The sequence below is a fragment of the Pseudomonas sediminis genome, assembly GCF_039555755.1.
In the GTDB taxonomy this organism is placed as follows: Bacteria; Pseudomonadota; Gammaproteobacteria; order Pseudomonadales; family Pseudomonadaceae; genus Aquipseudomonas; species Aquipseudomonas mendocina_D.
On the sequence record NZ_CP154631.1, the window covers coordinates 3,894,954 to 3,912,814 of the forward strand.

The following is a 17,861-nucleotide window of genomic DNA, read 5'->3' on the forward strand; positions in this document are numbered from 1 at the left end:
CATCGAGACGAAGCCGGCTGGCCGGCTTCGCAGGTGCCTCGACGAAACACCTGTGAGCTATACCCGCGAGGAACGGAGTTGGATGTCGGCGGAGGAAAATATTTTTTCCGCAGGGTAATCGGGGGTGGAAAGATTGCCGGCCATGTGGCCGGCAACCCACTCAGTTGGCGTTGGCCAGCACGGCGCGACCGATATACAGCACCGGGCCGCTGGGGCGGTTGTAGGGCGAGCCGCCTTCAGGTTCGAGGGTCAGCTCGAAGAGTTGCCCCGCCTGCACCGCACCGATCTGTTCGGCAGGCAGGCGCAGCGGCTGGCCAGCCTCGACCAGGCCCAGCGAGCGTGGGCCGTCGGCCGGATCGATCAGCGTCCAGAATTGCAAGTCGCGACCTTCGGGGACCTGATCGGCGACCAGCGGATCGAGCGAGAGCGTGCCATCGCTGCTGACCTGGATCACCCAACCGGGTTTGGCCGCTTCGCCTGGCTGCTGCAGCACCACGGTATAGCGTTCGCCGGCGATGTCCGGGGTGCGCAGCAGCGGCATCAGCACGGCGACCAGCAGCGCCATGGCCAGCGCGGCGGCAGTCAGGCGCCAGGTCAGCAGGCTGTTCCACCAGTTGGCCAGCGGGCTCGGATGTGGCTCAACGTGCAGGCCCAGACTCTGCCGAATACGTGTCCAGAGTGCCGGGGAGGGCGCATGTGCCGGTAGCTGGTCGCTCAGGTCGAGAAAGTGCCGTTCCCATTCCAGGGCCATACGGGCAGCACTTTCATCCGATTCAAGCAACTGCTGAACCTCGGCGGCGTCCTGCTCGTCGAGCAGACCGAGCAGGTACTCGCCAATCAGGGCACGGCGTTCTTCGGGTTCGTGCGGAATCATGCTTGCAGACACTCCTGCAGCGCGCGCAGGCCGGCGCGGATACGGCCTTTGATGGTGCCCAGCGGTGTGCTCAGGCGGCTGGCGATCTGCTCGTGGGTCAGGCCGCGGTAGAAGGCCAGCAGGATCGGATGGCGGCGCGGCCTTTCCAGGCGCTGCAAACAGCGACGCAGCAGGCGCTGCTCGGATTGCTCCAGCGCTTGTGCTTCGGCCTGCGGGCTGTCGTCTAGCACACGTTCGATGAAGTCATCGTCCACTTCGGCATGCCGGTTGCCACTGCGCAACGCATTCAGCACGCGGTAGCGCAGGATGCTGTGCACCCAGGCGCGACCGCTGCCCAGTTCGCGCCTATAGCGCGCGGCGTGCTGCCAGATACGCACGAAAGCGTCGTGCAGACAGTCCTCGGCAATATCACGGCGGCCCAGCATGCTGATGGCCAGGCCGAGCAATTGCCCGGCCTCTTGCCGGTAGAGCGTCTGGAAGGCACGTTCGTCGCCGCGTGCGCAGGCTTCCAGGGTGCTTTCGTAATCGAAGTTGCGATCTGCCATGGGTCATCCGTTGGCCTGAGAAATCCGCATGCAGCTTATACCCGGCAACTGCGCTTCTGGATCACGCACAGGTAACAAAAAACTGCGAAGGCGTTACAGCATATTCATAGGGAGAGGCGTCATGGCCGAGTTTGGCCGTAGGCCTCGTCGAGTGATACCCAGCGCTCCAATGGTCCCTTGCGCGAGGCGTAACGAATCAGCAGCCAGTTTCCCTGTTGATCGAGGACTTCGCTCAGGTTCGAAATGGGGTAGATCGGCCAGGGCCTGCGTAGACAAAAGCAGCAGGCACGCGAGGGTGCGATACATAGGCAAGAGGGCAGTCCTTTGCGGTGATAGGCGCCGTTGTGCGCCTGCACGGGATGGAGTTAGCGCGGCAGCTCGATGCGCGTGGTTTCGCCTGGCACCTGCGGCCAGTCGCCAGCGGCCCAGCGTTGGCGCGCCTGGTCGATCAGCTCCGGGGTGGTGGCGACGAAGTTCCAGTTAATCCGTCGTGGGCCAATGGGCTCGCCGCCGATCAGTGCCAGGTGGCATTCGCCGCAGGCACTGAGGACGGGTGTTTCACCAGCCGGGATCACGGCCATGGTGTGTCTGGGCAGCGCTTCGCCATCGAGTTCCGCTTCGCCGTCGATCAGGTACAGCGCGCGTTCGCTGTGCTCGGCGGGTATCAGCAGATTGGCACCGGCGGTCAGGCGCAGCTCGGCATACAGGGTCGGTGAACGAACCGGCACTGGCGATTCGAGGCAGAAGCCGTTGCCGGCGATCAAGGTGATCTGTACGCCCATGGCATCGCTGCGCGGCAGCGACTCGGCCGGGTGATGGCTATAGCTCGGCTCGCACTGCTCGTCGGCCTCTGGCAGCGCCAGCCAGACCTGCAGGCCATGCGCTCGTTTGTCCTGACCTAGTTGTGCAGGCGGCGTACGCTCGACATGGGCGACGGCGCGCCCTGCGGTCATCCAGCTGACATCGCCAGGGCCCACCACCTGATCCGAGCCCAGGCTGTCCTTGTGCTGCAACTGACCTTCGAACAGGTAAGTGAGGGTGGACAGACCGATATGCGGGTGCTGGGCGATATTCATGCCGCTGCCAGCGGGGTAGGCGTGCTCGAGCATATGATCGAAGAACACGAAGGGACCGATGCTGCGAAAGCGGGCCGAGGGTAGGGGGCGCAGGATCGGTTGCCCGGAGATGTCTTCTGCGCGCGGGCGAATCAGTTGCAGTTCGCTCATGCCGTGACTCCCGCCAGGCGGGTTTCGACCTGGATGTCTGTAGTGGTCATCAGCTTGTGGATCGGGCACTTGTCGGCGACGCGCAGCAGTTGCTGGCGCTGGGCATCGTCCAGTGGGCCCTTGAGCGACAGCTCGACGATCAGGTGGTAGTTGCCTTGGCGTTCTTCGCTGTCGTCACGTTCGACGCTGACGTCGATGCCTTCCAGCGGCAGGCCGCGCTGGCGTGCATAGAGCAGCAGGGTCATGGCTTTGCAGGTGCCGAGCGAGGCGTCGAACAGGTCGTGCGGATCGGGGCCGGCGTTCTCACCACCGAGCTCGGTCGAAACATCGCCGAGGAGCTGGTGCGAGCCGATTTCGATCTGCTGCTACAGGCCCTTGCAGTTGTGAATGCGGATCATGGCGCTTCCTTGTAGGCGTGACGGCAATTTCCGCCAGCCTAGGCGCTGTTGGCGCTCCGGCGCAAGCCGCGTTGCGGCGAGAAAGGGCTCCCGGCGCAGTCGCGGCGAAGCGTCAACAGACCTGGCTCAGGCAGCTCTGTTCACACCAGTGCCGACAAGCGCACATCGGCGCCCAGCACTCGCAGCAGGCGCCCCTGGCTGTCGACGATAGGCACCGACACGGTGAAGCAGAAATCATCGGTCGCCGAGGAGCGATAGACCTGGGTGATATGACTCTCCATCCGTTCGGCCACGGCACGGAACCAGGGGCGCTGGCTCCAGTCGCGGCCGCGACAGCTGGCTCCCTCACTGTGCGCCACATCTGCGGCGAAGATATTCTCGGAAATCTGCACGCCGCGGCTATCTACCAGATAGAACAGCTCGAAACGGCTTTCGCGTGCCAGCGTATCGACAAGCAGGCGTTCGGCTGTTGCCACATCGCCGGCCAACTCGGGGCGTGTGGCCAGTTGCTCGATGCTGGCGCGTACGGCTGCGTGGATCTCCAGGCGGAAGTCGCCGAGCCCGGCGAGCAGGCGATCACCATCCTCGCGCACCGCCTGGCTGTGATGCAGCACCTGGCCTGCCTTGCCGAGCAGTTCTCCGGCGACCTGGGCGATGTTCTGCACATCGCCATTGATTGAGCGCACCGCCTGGCCTATCTGCTCGGTGCCTGCGGCGATCTGGCCGACCTGAGCGTCGAGACGATCCATGGCCTGGCGCGTGCTGTCCAGCCCAGCGCTGACGGCAATGATGCCGGTGCGGCCGTCGGCCACGGCCTGGTTCATATGCTGACCGGCATCGCCAAGCTGCTGCATGCCCTCGCGAAAACGCTCGATGATGCCGCTGACCTGGCCAGTGGCATCGGTGGTGTGGCCCGCTAGGCGCCGCACTTCTTCAGCGACCACGGCAAAGCCGCGGCCATGCTCGCCGGCGCGAGCGGCTTCGATGGCGGCGTTCAAGGCCAGCAGATTGGTCTGTTGGGAGATGCTGGCGATCACGCCGATGACCTTGCTCACTTCATCGAGTTGCCCGGCCAGTTGCTGGATCACCTGAGCCAGTTGCGCCTCGCTGGCGTCGATTACTTCAACCTGACGCAGCACCGCCTGGCCACTTTCCTGGCACTGATGGAGGGTGGCGGAAACCTCGGCGGACAGGCGCGCGACTTCGCCGGCACCAGGCACCAGTTCGGCATCCAGGGTAGTGGTGACCTGCTCGCTGGCGCTGGCGATCAGTTCCGAGGATTGCGCCAGGGTCTGTCCGCTTTGTTGATTGGCCGCGGCGATGCGCGCCAGTTGCGGCGCGTGCGCGGCGATGCCGACGGCAGCGCCGAGACTGGCGCGAATACGCTGCTGGAGGCTGGCGCTGAAATCGTTCAGGCGCACCATCCACTGGTAGTCCTCCGGGAGTCGAGTTGTGAGGTCGTGCTGTTGGAACAGAGCGTCCAATGCGGCCTCGTCCTTGGCCTTGCGGGCTGGCTTGCGCAGCAACTGCAACATGGTGATTCCCCTGGCTGGTCTGAGTGCAGACACTGCAAGCGAGGTGCCATCATCGACTGACACATCCACGCCCGTCCCAGGCTGTTAGTTAGCTAATAATGTTCTGATTTGGTGCGTGTTTCATGTCCGAGCTCCAGATGAGTGCATTTGCGTGCGCAAGACCAGTAAGCCTTCGTAGAACTTGCGTAGCGGACCGGCGGTCTATGCTGCTCGTACCGTCAGGAGGACTCGCCTTGCTCACATCTCGAACGATGCCATGGATACTTGCGCTCAGCGCCGTGATTGCCTGCAGCGCCCAGGCCCGCGAATATCGCTACAGCGATGCCCATCTGCACTATGTCGACTTCTTCCAGGAAAGCGCCGGCATGGATGAGTTGCTGGAAAAAATGGCGGAGAACAACGTCGATCATGTGATGTTCTCCGGCATTCCGGTGGCCAAGAAGTGGGACGAGGACGAGCCCAAGCGTCCACGCTACTACGCCGGTGATGACGCCAATGCCTATTGGTACAGTGCCACCGACGTATTCATTGCCGCCGCTTACAAGCGCTTGCCGGCCGAGCAACGCAAACGCTTCCATCCGTTTCTTTCCGGCTTCAACCCCAACGACAAGAATGCCGATGCGCATATCCGCCGTATGCTTGAGCTGGACCCAGGTTTGTGGCAGGGCATCGGCGAGGTATTCACCCGTCACGACGACCTCACCGCGCTGATCCATGGCAGTGCGCCGCGCGCCAACAACGAGGCGCTGGCGCGGGTGTTCCACCTGGCTGCCGAATATGACTTGCCGGTGATGCTGCATTCGAACATCACCTCCAAGCGTGAACGTGAGCCGCTGTTCCTGGAAGAGATCGAGGCGCCGCTGCGCAACCATCCGCATGTGCGTTTCATCTGGGCGCATGCCGGCACCAGTGCCGAGATTCATCGTCATCAGGAGAAACTCGACTTCCTCCTGGACACGGTCGAGCGCATGCTCGGCCAATACCCCAACCTGTATATCGATCTGTCCTGGACTATGCTGCGTCCCTACCTGTTGGACGAAAACGGTAAACCGGACGCGAAGTGGGTGCACCTGGTCAGCAGTTACCCGGAGCGCTTCATGCTGGGTTCGGACGTAGTCGGCCGCTTCGGCAACCTGGGCGAGTACATGAAGGGCTTCGATCCCTTCCTCGATGCCTTGCCCGAGGACGTGGCGCACAAGGTGGCGCGCGACAACTTCCTTTCCATTCTTCCGCGCAAGGTGCAGGCCGAGCTGGATCGCTAGCCTATCTGTCATCAGGCTGTCATTCGGGCGTCATAGGCTCGCGCTCATCTCAACGAGGAGCGCACCATGCATTACACCCGAATGGCCATGATGGCCGGACTAGTCGCCTGGGCCGGGCTGAGCCAGGCTGATGTCCGCGTCGAAGGACCGGTGGAATACGGCATCTTCAGCAGCCAGTATCAGGACTTTCAGCCCGGCGAGCGGGTGCTGACCCGCAGCAATCAGGATATCGAGCGCACCGAGCAAATCCCCGCCAAGCTCGGCACCAAGTTCGGCATGCGCTACAGCCTGGCCGGCAAGCGCGAGGGCGATACCCCGCTGACATTGCTGTACCTCACGCCTGGTGTGGTCACCGCGGATGGTCAGCGTCATGACAAGTTCGAAGTGCAGCAGAAACTGGTGGTTGGTGCACCGCAGGACGTGATGGCCTTCGAGTTCACCGAACACCACGAAGTGGTACCCGGCGAATGGCATTTCATCGTCTATCAGGGCGATCGCAAGCTGGCTGAACAGCGCTTCATGGTGCGTTGATCAAAGCAGGATGATCGCCCAGGTCAGGGCGATCATCAGCAGCGCGACCATTTGAGCTGCGCTGCCCATGTCCTTGGCCTGTTTGGACAGCGGGTGCAGGTTCAGCGAGATACGGTCGACCACTGCCTCGATGGCGGAATTGAGCAGCTCCACCACCAGCGCCAGCAAAGGCACCAGCACCAGCAGCGCCCGCTCCGCGCGGCTGACATCGACCAGGCAGGCCAGCGGTATCAGCACCAGGTTCAACCACACCAGCTGACGGAACGCGGCTTCACCCTGGTAGGCAGCGCGCAGCCCAGCGAGCGAATAACCGGTGGCGTCGAAGATGCGCGTCAGGCCGCGGCGGCCCTTGAATGACAGGGCATCAAGATCGGAGCCGTCGTTCATGGCTGCAGCCCACCCCATGGATCGTTCAAGGCTCGCTGGTAAGCCTGGCGCAGGTAGAGCATGTCAGCTTCGGGCATGCTGCCGCCGTGGCGTTGCAATTGGCCGAGATCACGCCGCGAAGCGCTGGCAATACGCCAATGCCGGCGGCTTTTCTCCAGATCCAGCAGGGCAATGTCCACCTCCCCATCGCTGCGCACTTTGACGAACAGATGCTTGGCGTAGCAGCAGCCATGCTGCCATCCACCCAGGTGCAGGCGCGCCAGGGTGACCGCCAGGCGTTGCAGCATGGCCTGGTTGAGCTTGGGGGCATGGGCCTCTTCGTACCACTGTTCCAGGCTGATGAAACCTGGCAAGGCTTCTGTGACCAGCAGCGCCTGCCACTGTCCACTTTGTTTGCGCGCCGAGCAGTAGACGATATTCGGTGTACGGATGCCGAGGCGGGCGAGGGCTCGGTAGGCCTGCAGCTCGCGCAGGATGGTCGGTCGTCCCAACGGATGACGTAGTGAGCGGTAGAGATGCCCGCTCTGGCGCTTGCAATACAGTCGCGGTCGGTTTGTGTCCCAGTGTTGTAGCAGGCACACGCCACTTTCGCCGCCGCGGCGTTGATTGGCGGGTTCGACCCATTCGCCGGGGCTGTGCCACCAGCGGTCGAATTCGGTCGAGGGTAGGGCGGCTAGTGCCTGTTCGCTGAGAATGCCCATCTCAGGCCTCCTTGCGCAGGACGTAGGTGCGCCACATAGCATAGCCGGGCAGGAAGTCAAGGTGGCCGAGAATGCTGAAGCCGGCCTGGTGGAATTCACGTTCTATCGTGCTCCGAGCGACGACGAAGCGATTCTGGTTTTCCGCCGCGCGACCTTGAGCCATTCTGCTGGCCTCCAGACGGCGGCGTTTCCAGGCTTTGTAGTTGCCGTCGACCCACAGCGAGACGATCACCGTATCGCGGCTGACGCGATGAAACTCGCGGAGAATGGCCAGGCGGTGTTCGGCCGATTCGATGTGATGCAGCAGGCGGATGCAGAAGATGCAGTCCACCGCGTTGGCGCCCAGGTCGATATCGAAGGCGGAGGTGCGAAAGCTGTTGACCCGCGCCACCACCTCAGGTGCCTGCGCCGCGCGCGCGGTGGCGATCATGTCGGCAGAGTTGTCGGCGGCGAAGATCACTCGGTTCGGCTGCTCGCAGAGCATCGGCCAGAAGCGTCCGGCACCGCAGGGCAGGTCGAGTACCAGGTTCGGCTCATCGGCCATCTGCAATGCACGGCGCGCTACCTGCACGTCGCGCCAGTGCGACAGGCGCCGGGAAAGGCCGTCCTGGTGCTTGTGCAGGTATTGCTGAGCGTGATCGAAATCGTACTTGCGGGAAAAATCCAGCTCGATGGGGCTAGGCTTGGGCATGAGGAACGTCCCTTGATGGATACGTTCGTTACCCTAAAGAACCAGGCATCAAGTTCATGTCAAAGGGGCGTGAAAATTTCGTCAAGCGCCGTTGTTCAGTGTCACCCGGAAGCGTGTATGACCCGGTTCGCTCTGCAGGCTGACCTGCCAGCCCTGTTTGGCGCAGATGCGTTTGACCAGCGACAGTCCCAGGCCTAACCCTTCGCCACGTGCCTGGGAACCGCGAACGAAGGTCTGGAAGATGCGCTCGTGCTGTTCGGCAGGAATGCCGGCACCGCTGTCTTCGATACGGAAGGCGCCCTGTTCGAGGGTCAGACGCACACCGCCGCTCTCGGTGTAGTGCAGGGCATTGCGCAGCAGGTTGGCCATCACCGTGCCGAGAAAGGTGGCGTTGTAACGGCCGTCGTCCTGACCTTCCACGATCAATTGGAAGTCCAGACCCTTCTCCTTCATCAAGGCGCCCCAGCGGCTTGCTTGCTCATGGGCGATGCTGGCGAGCGTACGGTCGCCGCCGAAGGCTGCCTCGTTGCTCTTGTCCCGCGCCAGTTGCAGGAAGGTCTGCACCAGCTCGCGCATTTCCTCGCTGGCGCGAGCGATGCGCGCCACCTGGTCCTTCTCGCGCGGCCCCAGGGGCGCCTCGGCGAGCAGCTCGCAGGAGGTGGCGATAACCATCAGCGGTGTACGCAGTTCGTGGCTGACATCGCTGGTGAACAACCGCTCGCGCTCCAGGGACTGACGCACCTGGCCCAGGGTGCTGTCGAAGGCAGCGGCCAACTGGCCGATCTCATCATCGGGGTAATCCGGTGCCAAGGGCGGCGCCAGCGGGTGCAACTGGTCGCGATGGCGCACCTGCTGGGCCAGACGGCTGATTGGCGCCATGACCTTGCGCGCCATCATCAGCCCCAGGCCCCAGGCGGCCACCACCGTCAGCAGGAAACCGGCCAGCACCACGTTGAACAGGGCATTCTCGCGGGCTTCGAACTCCTGCTGTTCCTGCACCAGCATGTAGGTTTCGCCGTTGATTCTCTGCACGTAGACGTAGAACGCCTCGTCGCCGCTGACCACTTCGTTGAAGCCTTCCTGCAGGCCGGTGTACTGCTCGGGAATCAGGTATTGATCGTGGTAGGAGGAGAAGAACTGCGTGCTGCTGTCCAGGCGCGGGGGGCGACCCTGACGAATGTCTTCGTTGAGCGTTTCGCCCAGCTCGCGGCTCATTTCCTGGGAAACCAGGTGCTCTTCGATGAAGTGCACCACGCCGACGATGCTTAGCGAGAATAGACCGCTGACCATGGCCGTCATCAATACGAAGGCGATCAGAATCCGCCGTTCGAAAGGCTGTTTAGACGGCATCTGCGCTCTCCGCCAGGCGATAGCCGACGCCATGGATGGTGTGGAGTAAGGGCGTGGGGAAGGGCTTGTCGAGCACTTGGCGCAGTTGGTGGATGTGGCTGCGCAGGCTGTCGCTGTCCGGGCAGTCGTCGCCCCACAGCGATTCTTCCAGCGCCTCGCGGCGCACTACCGCTGGGCTGCGCTGCATGAGGATGGCCAGCAGTTTGAGGCCCAGCGGGTTGAGCTTGAGCGGCTGGCCGGCGCGGCTGACATGCAGGGTGTCGAGGTCGTAGCTGAGGTCGGCGACTTGCAGCTGGCGTTTGCGGCTGCCACGGCTGCGGCGCAGGATCGCCTCGATGCGCGCCACCAGCTCAGACAGCGCGAAGGGCTTTATCAGGTAGTCATCGGCACCGGCATTGAGCCCCTGCAGGCGATCATCCAGGGCATCGCGCGCGGTCAGCATGAGGATCGGCACCTCGCTGCGCCCGTCCTCGCGCAGGCGCTTGCATACCTGATAACCGTCGATGCCGGGCAGCATGATGTCCAGCACGATCAGATCGTAATGACCGCTGCTGGCCAGGTGCAGACCGCTGAGGCCGTCCTGCGCGCAGTCGACGGAAAAGCCCTTGAGCTGCAGGTAGTCGAGCACGTTGGCGAGGATGTCTCGGTTGTCTTCGATGACCAGAATGCGCATCGCGAGTAATTCCTGGGTTTGACGATTTTTTCACACGGCTTTGACGAGAGGCTCACGGCTCGCCTAGCAGACTGCGGCACGTTCATCCTGCAAGGATCATACGATGCCTCGGCTTCAATACGCGCAACTTCGTTATCTGTCGATCATTCTGCTGGCCTGGCTGGCGGTTTTCTTCCTCACCCGTAGCGCGCTGCTGCTCAGCCACCTGAGCGATGCCGGCGTGACCTTGCCGGCGCTGCTCGGGTTGTATGGGGTGGGGCTGGTCTACGACCTGAGCTTTTTGGTCTACGCCGCCGTACCGCTAGCGCTTTACCTGCTGCTGTGCCCGGCCTGGTTATGGCAGCGTCGTTGGCATCAGCGCCTGCTGGTCGCCCTGGTGGCCATCAGCCTGTTCGCGATGTTCTTTACTGCGGTGGCCGAATGGCTGTTCTGGGACGAGTTCGGCGTGCGCTTCAACTTCATCGCCGTGGACTACCTCGTCTATTCCAAGGAGGTGGTGGACAACATCCTAGAGTCCTACCCGATCTATCCCTTGCTGGCGCTGCTCGCGGCACTGGCCATCGGCCTGACCCTGGCGCTACGGCGGCCACTGCGCGCAGCCTTGCAGGCGCCGCGTCTGCCCCGGCTGCAGGCGGCCTACGCACTACTGATGCTGGCGCTGCTGGCGGGCTTGTGCAGCGGCCTGGTGGGGCAGGACGCACCGCGTGGGCTGGGCGGCAACACCTACCAGCGCGAGCTCGCAAGCAACGGCCCGTACCAGTTCTTCGCCGCGTTTCGTAACAACGAGCTGGATTACCAGCAGTTCTACGCCACCCTGCCTGATGCCGCGGTGGCCGAGCAACTGCGCGCAGAGGTGGCCGAGCCCAACGCCCGCTTCATTGGTAGCGATCCGCAGGACATTCGCCGGGTGATCGACAACCCCGGGCAGCCGCGCAAGCTCAATGTGGTGCTGGTCACCATCGAAAGCCTCAGCGCCAAGTACCTGGGCAGTTTTGGTGACAAGCGTGGTCTGACCCCGAATCTCGACGAGCTGCGCAAGCACAGCCTGACCTTCACTAATTTCTACGCCACGGGGACGCGTACTGACCGTGGGCTGGAGGCGCTCACCCTGTCGGTGCCGCCGACACCGGGGCGCTCCATCGTCAAACGCATCGGCCGCGAATCCGGCTATGCCAGCCTCGGCCAGCAGCTTGGCGCGCAGGGTTACGACAGCGTCTTCGTCTATGGCGGTCGCGGCTACTTCGACAACATGAACGCCTTCTTCGGCGGTAACGGCTACCGCATCGTCGATCAGAGCAGCGTCGACGAGGCCGAGATGAGCTTCCAGAACGCCTGGGGCATGGCCGACGAGGACCTTTACCATCAGGCGCTGAAGGTGGCCGATAGCGACCATGCGGCCGGCAAACCGTTTTTCCTGCAACTGATGACCACCTCCAACCACCGGCCCTACACCTATCCGGACGGGCGCATCGACATTGCCTCCGGTGACGGGCGTGAAGGGGCGGTGAAATACACCGACTACGCCATCGGTCAGTTCCTCGCCGAAGCGCGTAGCAAGCCCTGGTTCGACAACACGCTGTTCGTCTTCGTCGCTGACCACACGGCAGGCAGTGCCGGGCAGGAGGACCTGCCCGTAGCCAACTACCATATCCCGCTGTTCGTCTACTCGCCAAAACACATCGAGCCTGCCGAGTACGCCGACGTGGCCAGCCAGATCGACGTGGCGCCGACACTGCTCGGGCTGCTCAACCTGGACTACGTCTCCACCTTCTTCGGCCGCAACCTGCTGCGCGCCGACCATGCACCCGGTCGAGCGCTGCTCGGCAATTACCAGCATCTGGGCCTGTTCGACGGGCAGAACCTGGCGATTCTCAGCCCACGGCAGGGCATGCGCCTCCACGACGATGCCTTGGGCCTGAGCCATGAATGGCGGGTGGATGGCAGCGATCCGTTACTGCGTCGCGACATCGCGTACTACCAAGGCGCCAGTCATGCCTTCGGCAAGCGACTGATCGCCTGGCAGCCCGATGATCAAGCGAGCCAGCAGCTCAGCCAGCGCTAAGGAACGACCATGCCGTCTCGTTATTTCGATTTTCGTCTGGCGCTGGGTATTCCACTGCTGCTGATGGCGTTGCTACTGCTGGTCGACCCCAGCCCTGTGGATTTCGCCCTCGCTCATCTGTTCTACGAGCCCGGCCAGGGGTTCATCGGCCGTAGCAGCTTTTGGCTCGAAGACATCCTGCATGACCGCGCCAAGCAGGCGGTGATCGTGCTGGGTGTGCTGGCCATCGCCGGCTTTGCGCTCAGCCTGCTGCCGACGCGCTTGCGTGCCTGGCGCCGTCAGCTCGGTTATCTGGTGCTGGCATTGGGGCTGTCGACCTCGGTGGTTACGCCGCTGAAGACGCTGACCGGCATGCATTGCCCCTGGAGCCTGAGCGAGTTCGGTGGCCAGGAGCAGTTCACACCGCTGCTCGCTGAACGCGCGCCAACAGCCAACCCCGGGCGTTGCTGGCCAGGCGGACATGCCTCGGCCGGGTTCTCACTGCTAGCGCTGTTTTTCGCGCTGCGCGATCGCCGCCCACGCGCTGCGCGCATCGCGCTGGTCGTCGCGTTGGGGCTGGGCTCGCTGTTTTCTCTGGGGCGCATGTTGCAGGGCGCGCACTTTCTTTCGCACAACCTGTGGACGCTGCTGATCGACTGGGTGATCTGCGTGCTGACCTATCGCTGGCTACTTTACCGCGCTCCGCTGGCGCAACGTCCGTTTCAAGAAACCGTCTGGGGAGAAACCTGCCGATGAACAAACTCGTACAGGGCCTGCGCCTGACGCTGGCCGCACTGGTATTCGCGGGTGCATTGCTGGCGCTGCCACTGAGCATGGCCTGGGGTGCGACGACTTCGCCGGCACCCGTGCAGGGCGTACGCCCGGCCAACTGGGCACAACCCTTGGATACCCGTATCAACCTCTATCGCATGGCCCCCGATCTGTACCGCAGTGCGCTGCCGACGGCGAAAGACTGGCCGCAACTGCAGGCACTCGGTGTTACTACGGTGATCAACTTCTATCAGCATGGCGACGATCAATGGCTGGTCGACCCGCGCGTCCAGCAGGTTCATCTGCCGCTGCGCACGGACCGTATCGATGACACCGACGTCATCGAGGTGCTGCGCAGCATCCGCCAGGCACAGGGGCGCGGCACGGTGCTGATTCACTGTAAGCATGGGCAAAATCGCACCGGGTTGATCGCCGCGCTGTATCGCGTCATCTATCAGAACTGGAGCAAGGAACAGGCCCTGGCAGAAATGGCCGGCGGCGGCTTCGGTGGCGAGGAGCGTATGGGCGACGCCGAACGTTATCTGCGTGACGCCGATATTCCAGCGTTGCGTTCGGCCCTGGCCTCTGGCGCCTGCAGCACCAGCCCCTGGGCGATGTGTGCGCTCAAGGATCGCCTGCTGGGTGTGATCGAAGGAGCATGACGCCATGCGCCTCACACGCTTGCTGGTCTGCGTGCTTGCACTACTGAACCTGTTCGGTTGCCAAAGCCTGCGCGAACAGATGCTGGCGGCCAATTATCCGCCGGCCTTCGTCGACGGTTTCGAGGCCGGCTGCAGCAGTGGGCGTTCGGCAGTCGGACCGCTGGGTCAATTCGACAAGGACGTACCGCGTTATATGGCCGAGCCACTCTACACGCAGGGTTGGGATGACGGGTTTCGCCAGTGTGAGGACGTGCAGCGCATCGATGACTGGCAGGCGCGACGGGAGGAGCGGTGGCGCGATGATGAATGGCGTCAGCATGTCGACCAGGCGATGGCCAAGGCGCTGCGGCGCTAGATTTTTCGCTTGTCCTTATAAAGTGCGCGGAAATAAAGCCGATAAGCAACACGGGATCGGCGCAATCTCACCCGATTCCTAGCCAGGTATGGCCAGGGATGACTCGAATTCTGCGCGCAATAGGAGTTTCACGACATGTCGCTGCGTAATCTTTCAATCGCTCCACGGGCTGCTTTGGGGTTCGGCCTGGTGGCTTTGCTGGTGTTATTGCTCGGGGCATTTTCACTGTTCCAGATGACCGAGATGCGCAAGCAGTCCGAGGCCGTCGATCAGGACTGGCTGCCTAGCGTGATGGGGCTCGCCGATGTAAATCAGGACATCTTGCGTCTGCGTGCCATCACCCTGCGGTTGATGCTCAACCGTGAGCCTGATGAGCTGCAGAGGAACCTGCGCCTCGCTGATGAACTGCGTACCGAGTTGAGTGCGGCTGACTCCTCATACGAAAAGCTCATTTCCGGTAGCGAAGAGCGTGGTCTTTACGAAGGTTTTCGCCGTGCCGAAGTGGCCTACTTGCAGGAGCAGGGCAAGATTGTCGCCTTCGTTCGCCAAGGTAACTTCGACGATGCCATCGCCGTGACCCGTGGCACGCTCAATCAGCATGCCGATGACATGACGCGATCTCTCAGAGATCTTTCTGAGCTGAACCGTAAGGGCGCTACAGAGGCGGCTCGCGAAGCCGGGCGGGTGTTCGATTCGGCGCGTACCTGGGTGGTGGTGATGATGGTGTTGGCGGCGCTGGCCACCGTGGTTTTGGCGCTGTTGCTGACCCGCAGCATCGTCGCGCCGCTGACGGAAGCGGTGCGTCTGGCCGAGGTGGTGGCGTCGGGTGATCTGACCCAGAACATCCACGTCGAAGGTCGTGACGAGCCTGCACAGTTGCTCAATGCGCTGAAAAGCATGCAGCAGAGCCTGCGTACCACTATTCAAAGCATTTCCGACTCGTCCAACCAACTGGCTTCGGCCTCCGAGGAGCTGCATGCAGTGACCGAGGATTCCACTCGGGGCCTGCACCAGCAGAACACCGAGATCGAGCAGGCCGCTACTGCGGTGAACGAGATGACAGCAGCGGTCGAGGAGGTGGCGCGCAACGCCGTCAGCACGTCCGAGGCCTCGCGCGAATCGAACGTCACTGCGCAGCAAGGACGTGAGCAGGTGCGCCAGACCGTCGACTCCATTGGTCAACTGGCAGCTGATGTCACCACCACTTCAGGCGAGGTCGAGCAATTGGCTGAGCGTGTGCACGAGATCAGCAAGGTGCTCGATGTGATTCGCTCCATCGCCGAGCAAACCAACCTGCTGGCGCTCAACGCTGCTATCGAGGCCGCGCGGGCCGGCGACGCCGGGCGCGGTTTCGCCGTGGTTGCCGACGAGGTGAGGGCGCTGGCGCACCGTACGCAGCAATCCACCCAGGAAATCGAGCAGATGATCGGCGGCATCCAGAGCGGTACGGATCGCGCCGTCAGCGCCATGCAGAGCAGCAACGGCCGAGCCCGTTCCACGTTGGAGGTGGCCCAGGCTGCCGGTGTTGCGCTGGAGCAGATCACCCAGGCGATTTCCTCGATCAACGAGCGCAACCTGGTGATCGCCAGTGCGTCGGAGGAGCAGGCACAAGTGGCCCGCGAGGTGGATCGCAACCTGGTCAACATTCGCGACCTGTCGATGCAGACCTCGGCGGGGGCCAATCAGACCAGTGCGGCGAGTCAGGAACTGTCGCGCCTGGCGGTCGATTTGAACAATCTGGTGGCGCGCTTCAAGGTTTGAGGCGAGCCAGAAACGAAAACGGCGCCCGAGGGCGCCGTTTCCTTTACCGCAGCAGCAGTTACTTGCCGGTCCAGCGCTTGAGCACCAGGGTGGCGTTGGTGCCGCCGAAGCCGAAGCTGTTGCTCATCACGGTATCGAGCTTGGCGTTCTCAACGGTGCTGAGCTGGATCGGCATATCAGCCACTTCCGGGTCGAGTTCGTCGATGTTGGCCGACGCGGCGATGAAGTTACCTTCCATCATCAGCATGCAGTAGATCGCTTCCTGCACGCCGGCAGCGCCGAGGCTGTGACCGGACAGGCTCTTGGTCGAGCTGATGGCTGGGGCCTTGTCGCCGAACACAGCGCGCACGCCTTTGATTTCCGCAACGTCGCCAACCGGCGTCGAGGTGCCGTGGGTGTTCAGGTAATCGATCGGGGTGTCGACAGTGGCCAGCGCCTGCTGCATGCAGCGGATAGCACCTTCACCGCTTGGGGCGACCATGTCGTAGCCATCGGAGGTCGCGCCGTAGCCGACGATTTCCGCGTAGATCTTGGCGCCACGGGCCAGAGCGTGTTCCAGCTCCTCGACCACGACCATGCCGCCACCGCCGGCGATGACGAAACCGTCACGCTTGGCGTCGTAGGCGCGCGAGGCTTTTTCCGGGGTCTCGTTGTACTGGGTGGAGAGGGCGCCCATGGCGTCGAACAGGCAGCTTTGGCTCCAATGTTCTTCTTCACCGCCGCCGGCGAAGACCACGTCCTGCTTGCCCAGCTGGATCTGCTCCATGGCCTGGCCGATGCAGTGTGCGCTGGTGGCGCAGGCCGAGGAGATGGAGAAGTTGACGCCCTTGATCTTGAACGGAGTGGCCAGGCACGCGGATACGGTGCTGCCCATGGTGCGAGTTACACGGTATGGGCCGATGCGCTTGACGCCTTTCTCGCGCAGGGTATCGATGGCTTCCATCTGGTTGACGGTGGAAGCACCACCGGAACCGGCGATCAGACCGGTACGCGGGTTGGAAATCTGCTCTTCGCTGAGGCCGGAGTCCTTGATCGCCTGTTCCATGGACAGGTAGGCGTAAGCCGCAGCGTCGCCCATGAAGCGGAACAGTTTGCGGTCGATCAGCTCTTCCAGATTCAGGTTGACCGAACCGGAGACATGACTGCGCAGGCCCATTTCGGCGTACGAGGGGTTGAAACGGATGCCTGATTTGCCCGCGCGAAGGCTGCCGGCAACGGCTTCTTTGTCATTGCCCAGGCAGGAAACGATGCCCAGACCGGTGATCACTACACGACGCATGTGCAAGTCCTTCAGAAACTGTCGGTGGAGGTGAACAGGCCGACGCGCAGGCCTTCGGCGCTGTAGATCTCGCGCCCGTCGACGGCCACGGTGCCATCGGCGATGCCGAGGATCAGCGAGCGGCTGATGGTGCGCTTGATGTGAATGTTGTAGGTGACCTTCTTGGCGGTCGGCAGTACCTGACCGAAGAATTTCACTTCGCCGCTACCCAGGGCGCGGCCGCGGCCGGGGTTGCCTTGCCAGCCGAGGTAGAAGCCGACCAGTTGCCACATGGCGTCGAGACCGAGGCAGCCTGGCATTACCGGGTCGCCCTCGAAGTGGCACGCAAAGAACCACAGGTCCGGATTGATATCGAGCTCAGCGACGATTTCGCCCTTGCCGTACTTGCCGCCGGTTTCGCTGATGTGAGCGATACGATCGATCATCAGCATGTTTGGGGCGGGCAGTTGCGCGTTCCCCGGGCCGAACAGTTCGCCGCGGCTGCAGGCGAGCAGGTCTTCCCGGGTGTAGGCGTTTTGTCTTGTCATGCGAGCTCCTCAATTGTCCCCACGCTTCTAAGGCTGGGCGAATCGTCCTGGCCGGCGACGTCTTTCTAAATGTAGGCGTCTGCCGGCAGCCTAGTCATAGACTGTTGCGTTGTGGTGAAAGTCACAGCGCAGTGAGTACAGTTGTACTCTGCTGGTTCTGCATTGTCACATTAGGGTCTGCTCCCGTTTCATTCGCGAGCCGCGTTGCTGCGAGAAATGGCCCCCGGTTAGGCGCAGGACGCCGGTAATGGCCGCCCCTTGCCAAGTCCTGCAACAACAGCGGGGGCCATTT

At 62.8% G+C, this 17,861-nt stretch carries 19 protein-coding genes and 2 pseudogenes; 8 read left to right on the forward strand and 13 right to left on the reverse strand.

The features are described 5' to 3' along the window. Positions 1 to 160: 160 nt before the first annotated feature. From AAEQ75_RS18285 to AAEQ75_RS22050, 6 genes and pseudogenes are all read right to left on the reverse strand, one after another. A complete protein-coding gene (locus tag AAEQ75_RS18285; RefSeq protein WP_343350029.1) occupies positions 161 to 874 on the reverse strand; it encodes an anti-sigma factor in 714 nt (237 codons plus the stop codon). Beyond that, entirely contained in the window at positions 871 to 1,419 is a 549-nt protein-coding gene (locus tag AAEQ75_RS18290; protein WP_343350030.1) for a sigma-70 family RNA polymerase sigma factor, read from the reverse strand. The genes AAEQ75_RS18285 and AAEQ75_RS18290 overlap by 4 nt, the downstream gene beginning before the upstream one ends. A gap of 365 nt (positions 1,420 to 1,784) precedes the next feature. Beyond that, positions 1,785 to 2,645, reverse strand: a complete 861-nt coding sequence (locus tag AAEQ75_RS18295; RefSeq protein ID WP_125836428.1) for a pirin family protein — start codon at positions 2,643 to 2,645, stop codon at positions 1,785 to 1,787. Then, on the reverse strand, positions 2,642 to 3,004 hold the full coding sequence (locus AAEQ75_RS18300; RefSeq protein ID WP_125836427.1) for an OsmC family protein: 363 nt from the start codon (positions 3,002 to 3,004) through the stop codon (positions 2,642 to 2,644). Before AAEQ75_RS18300 ends, AAEQ75_RS18295 begins: the two co-directional genes overlap by 4 nt. A gap of 179 nt (positions 3,005 to 3,183) precedes the next feature. Beyond that, a complete protein-coding gene (locus AAEQ75_RS22045) occupies positions 3,184 to 3,324 on the reverse strand; it encodes a PDC sensor domain-containing protein (protein WP_372237982.1) in 141 nt (46 codons plus the stop codon). A 423-nt stretch (positions 3,325 to 3,747) separates the two neighbouring features. Continuing rightward, positions 3,748 to 4,089: pseudogene (locus tag AAEQ75_RS22050) on the reverse strand (methyl-accepting chemotaxis protein); the annotation flags it as partial. A 740-nt stretch (positions 4,090 to 4,829) separates the two neighbouring features. Between AAEQ75_RS22050 and AAEQ75_RS18310 the strand changes: the two are divergent. After that, positions 4,830 to 5,840 (forward strand): amidohydrolase family protein, encoded by a 1,011-nt coding sequence (locus AAEQ75_RS18310; RefSeq protein ID WP_125836454.1) that lies wholly within the window; start codon positions 4,830 to 4,832, stop codon positions 5,838 to 5,840. A 66-nt stretch (positions 5,841 to 5,906) separates the two neighbouring features. After that, the gene (locus AAEQ75_RS18315; RefSeq protein WP_125836425.1) at positions 5,907 to 6,371 is read left to right on the forward strand and encodes a DUF3859 domain-containing protein; all 465 of its coding nucleotides are present in this window, start codon (positions 5,907 to 5,909) and stop codon (positions 6,369 to 6,371) included. Here AAEQ75_RS18315 and AAEQ75_RS18320 read toward each other — a convergent pair whose 3' ends face one another. The 5 genes from AAEQ75_RS18320 to AAEQ75_RS18340 form a co-directional block, all read right to left on the reverse strand. Further along, positions 6,372 to 6,758, reverse strand: a complete 387-nt coding sequence (locus AAEQ75_RS18320; RefSeq protein ID WP_125836424.1) for a diacylglycerol kinase — start codon at positions 6,756 to 6,758, stop codon at positions 6,372 to 6,374. Beyond that, the gene (locus AAEQ75_RS18325; protein WP_099523783.1) at positions 6,755 to 7,459 is read right to left on the reverse strand and encodes a lipopolysaccharide kinase InaA family protein; all 705 of its coding nucleotides are present in this window, start codon (positions 7,457 to 7,459) and stop codon (positions 6,755 to 6,757) included. The genes AAEQ75_RS18320 and AAEQ75_RS18325 overlap by 4 nt, the downstream gene beginning before the upstream one ends. A gap of 1 nt (position 7,460) precedes the next feature. Next, positions 7,461 to 8,150 carry a class I SAM-dependent methyltransferase gene (locus tag AAEQ75_RS18330; protein WP_125836423.1) on the reverse strand — a complete coding sequence of 230 codons (690 nt, stop codon included), beginning with the start codon at positions 8,148 to 8,150 and terminating at the stop codon, positions 7,461 to 7,463. Between the two features lie 81 nt (positions 8,151 to 8,231). Further along, positions 8,232 to 9,500 carry a sensor histidine kinase gene (locus tag AAEQ75_RS18335; protein ID WP_125836422.1) on the reverse strand — a complete coding sequence of 423 codons (1,269 nt, stop codon included), beginning with the start codon at positions 9,498 to 9,500 and terminating at the stop codon, positions 8,232 to 8,234. After that, a complete protein-coding gene (locus AAEQ75_RS18340) occupies positions 9,490 to 10,173 on the reverse strand; it encodes a response regulator transcription factor (RefSeq protein ID WP_099523789.1) in 684 nt (227 codons plus the stop codon). Before AAEQ75_RS18340 ends, AAEQ75_RS18335 begins: the two co-directional genes overlap by 11 nt. Before the next feature lie 103 nt (positions 10,174 to 10,276). Between AAEQ75_RS18340 and AAEQ75_RS18345 the strand changes: the two genes are divergently transcribed. The 6 genes and pseudogenes from AAEQ75_RS18345 to AAEQ75_RS22060 all read left to right on the forward strand — a co-directional run bounded on the left by AAEQ75_RS18345 (position 10,277) and on the right by AAEQ75_RS22060 (position 15,763). Further along, positions 10,277 to 12,235, forward strand: coding sequence for an LTA synthase family protein (locus AAEQ75_RS18345; RefSeq protein WP_125836421.1), 1,959 nt, complete (start codon positions 10,277 to 10,279; stop codon positions 12,233 to 12,235). 9 nt (positions 12,236 to 12,244) lie between these two features. Further along, complete coding sequence (locus AAEQ75_RS18350) at positions 12,245 to 12,970, forward strand: phosphatase PAP2 family protein (protein WP_343350031.1); 726 nt, start codon at positions 12,245 to 12,247, stop codon at positions 12,968 to 12,970. Further along, complete coding sequence (locus AAEQ75_RS18355; RefSeq protein ID WP_125836419.1) at positions 12,967 to 13,647, forward strand: dual specificity protein phosphatase family protein; 681 nt, start codon at positions 12,967 to 12,969, stop codon at positions 13,645 to 13,647. Before AAEQ75_RS18350 ends, AAEQ75_RS18355 begins: the two co-directional genes overlap by 4 nt. Positions 13,648 to 13,651: 4 nt before the next feature. After that, complete coding sequence (locus AAEQ75_RS18360) at positions 13,652 to 14,002, forward strand: hypothetical protein (RefSeq protein ID WP_125836418.1); 351 nt, start codon at positions 13,652 to 13,654, stop codon at positions 14,000 to 14,002. A 135-nt stretch (positions 14,003 to 14,137) separates the two neighbouring features. Then, a pseudogene (locus AAEQ75_RS22055) lies at positions 14,138 to 14,905 on the forward strand (MCP four helix bundle domain-containing protein); the annotation flags it as partial. Next, entirely contained in the window at positions 14,900 to 15,763 is an 864-nt protein-coding gene (locus AAEQ75_RS22060) for a methyl-accepting chemotaxis protein (RefSeq protein ID WP_372237981.1), read from the forward strand. The pseudogene AAEQ75_RS22055 and the gene AAEQ75_RS22060, both read left to right, overlap by 6 nt. Positions 15,764 to 15,821: 58 nt before the next feature. On the opposite strand, the gene fabB is transcribed toward AAEQ75_RS22060, so the two are convergent. Together fabB and fabA are read right to left on the reverse strand one after the other, a co-directional pair. Continuing rightward, positions 15,822 to 17,042 carry a beta-ketoacyl-ACP synthase I gene (fabB, locus tag AAEQ75_RS18370; RefSeq protein ID WP_125836618.1) on the reverse strand — a complete coding sequence of 407 codons (1,221 nt, stop codon included), beginning with the start codon at positions 17,040 to 17,042 and terminating at the stop codon, positions 15,822 to 15,824. Positions 17,043 to 17,053: 11 nt separating this feature from the next. Then, positions 17,054 to 17,569, reverse strand: coding sequence for a 3-hydroxyacyl-[acyl-carrier-protein] dehydratase FabA (gene fabA / locus AAEQ75_RS18375; protein WP_106732153.1), 516 nt, complete (start codon positions 17,567 to 17,569; stop codon positions 17,054 to 17,056). Positions 17,570 to 17,861: the final 292 nt, after the last annotated feature.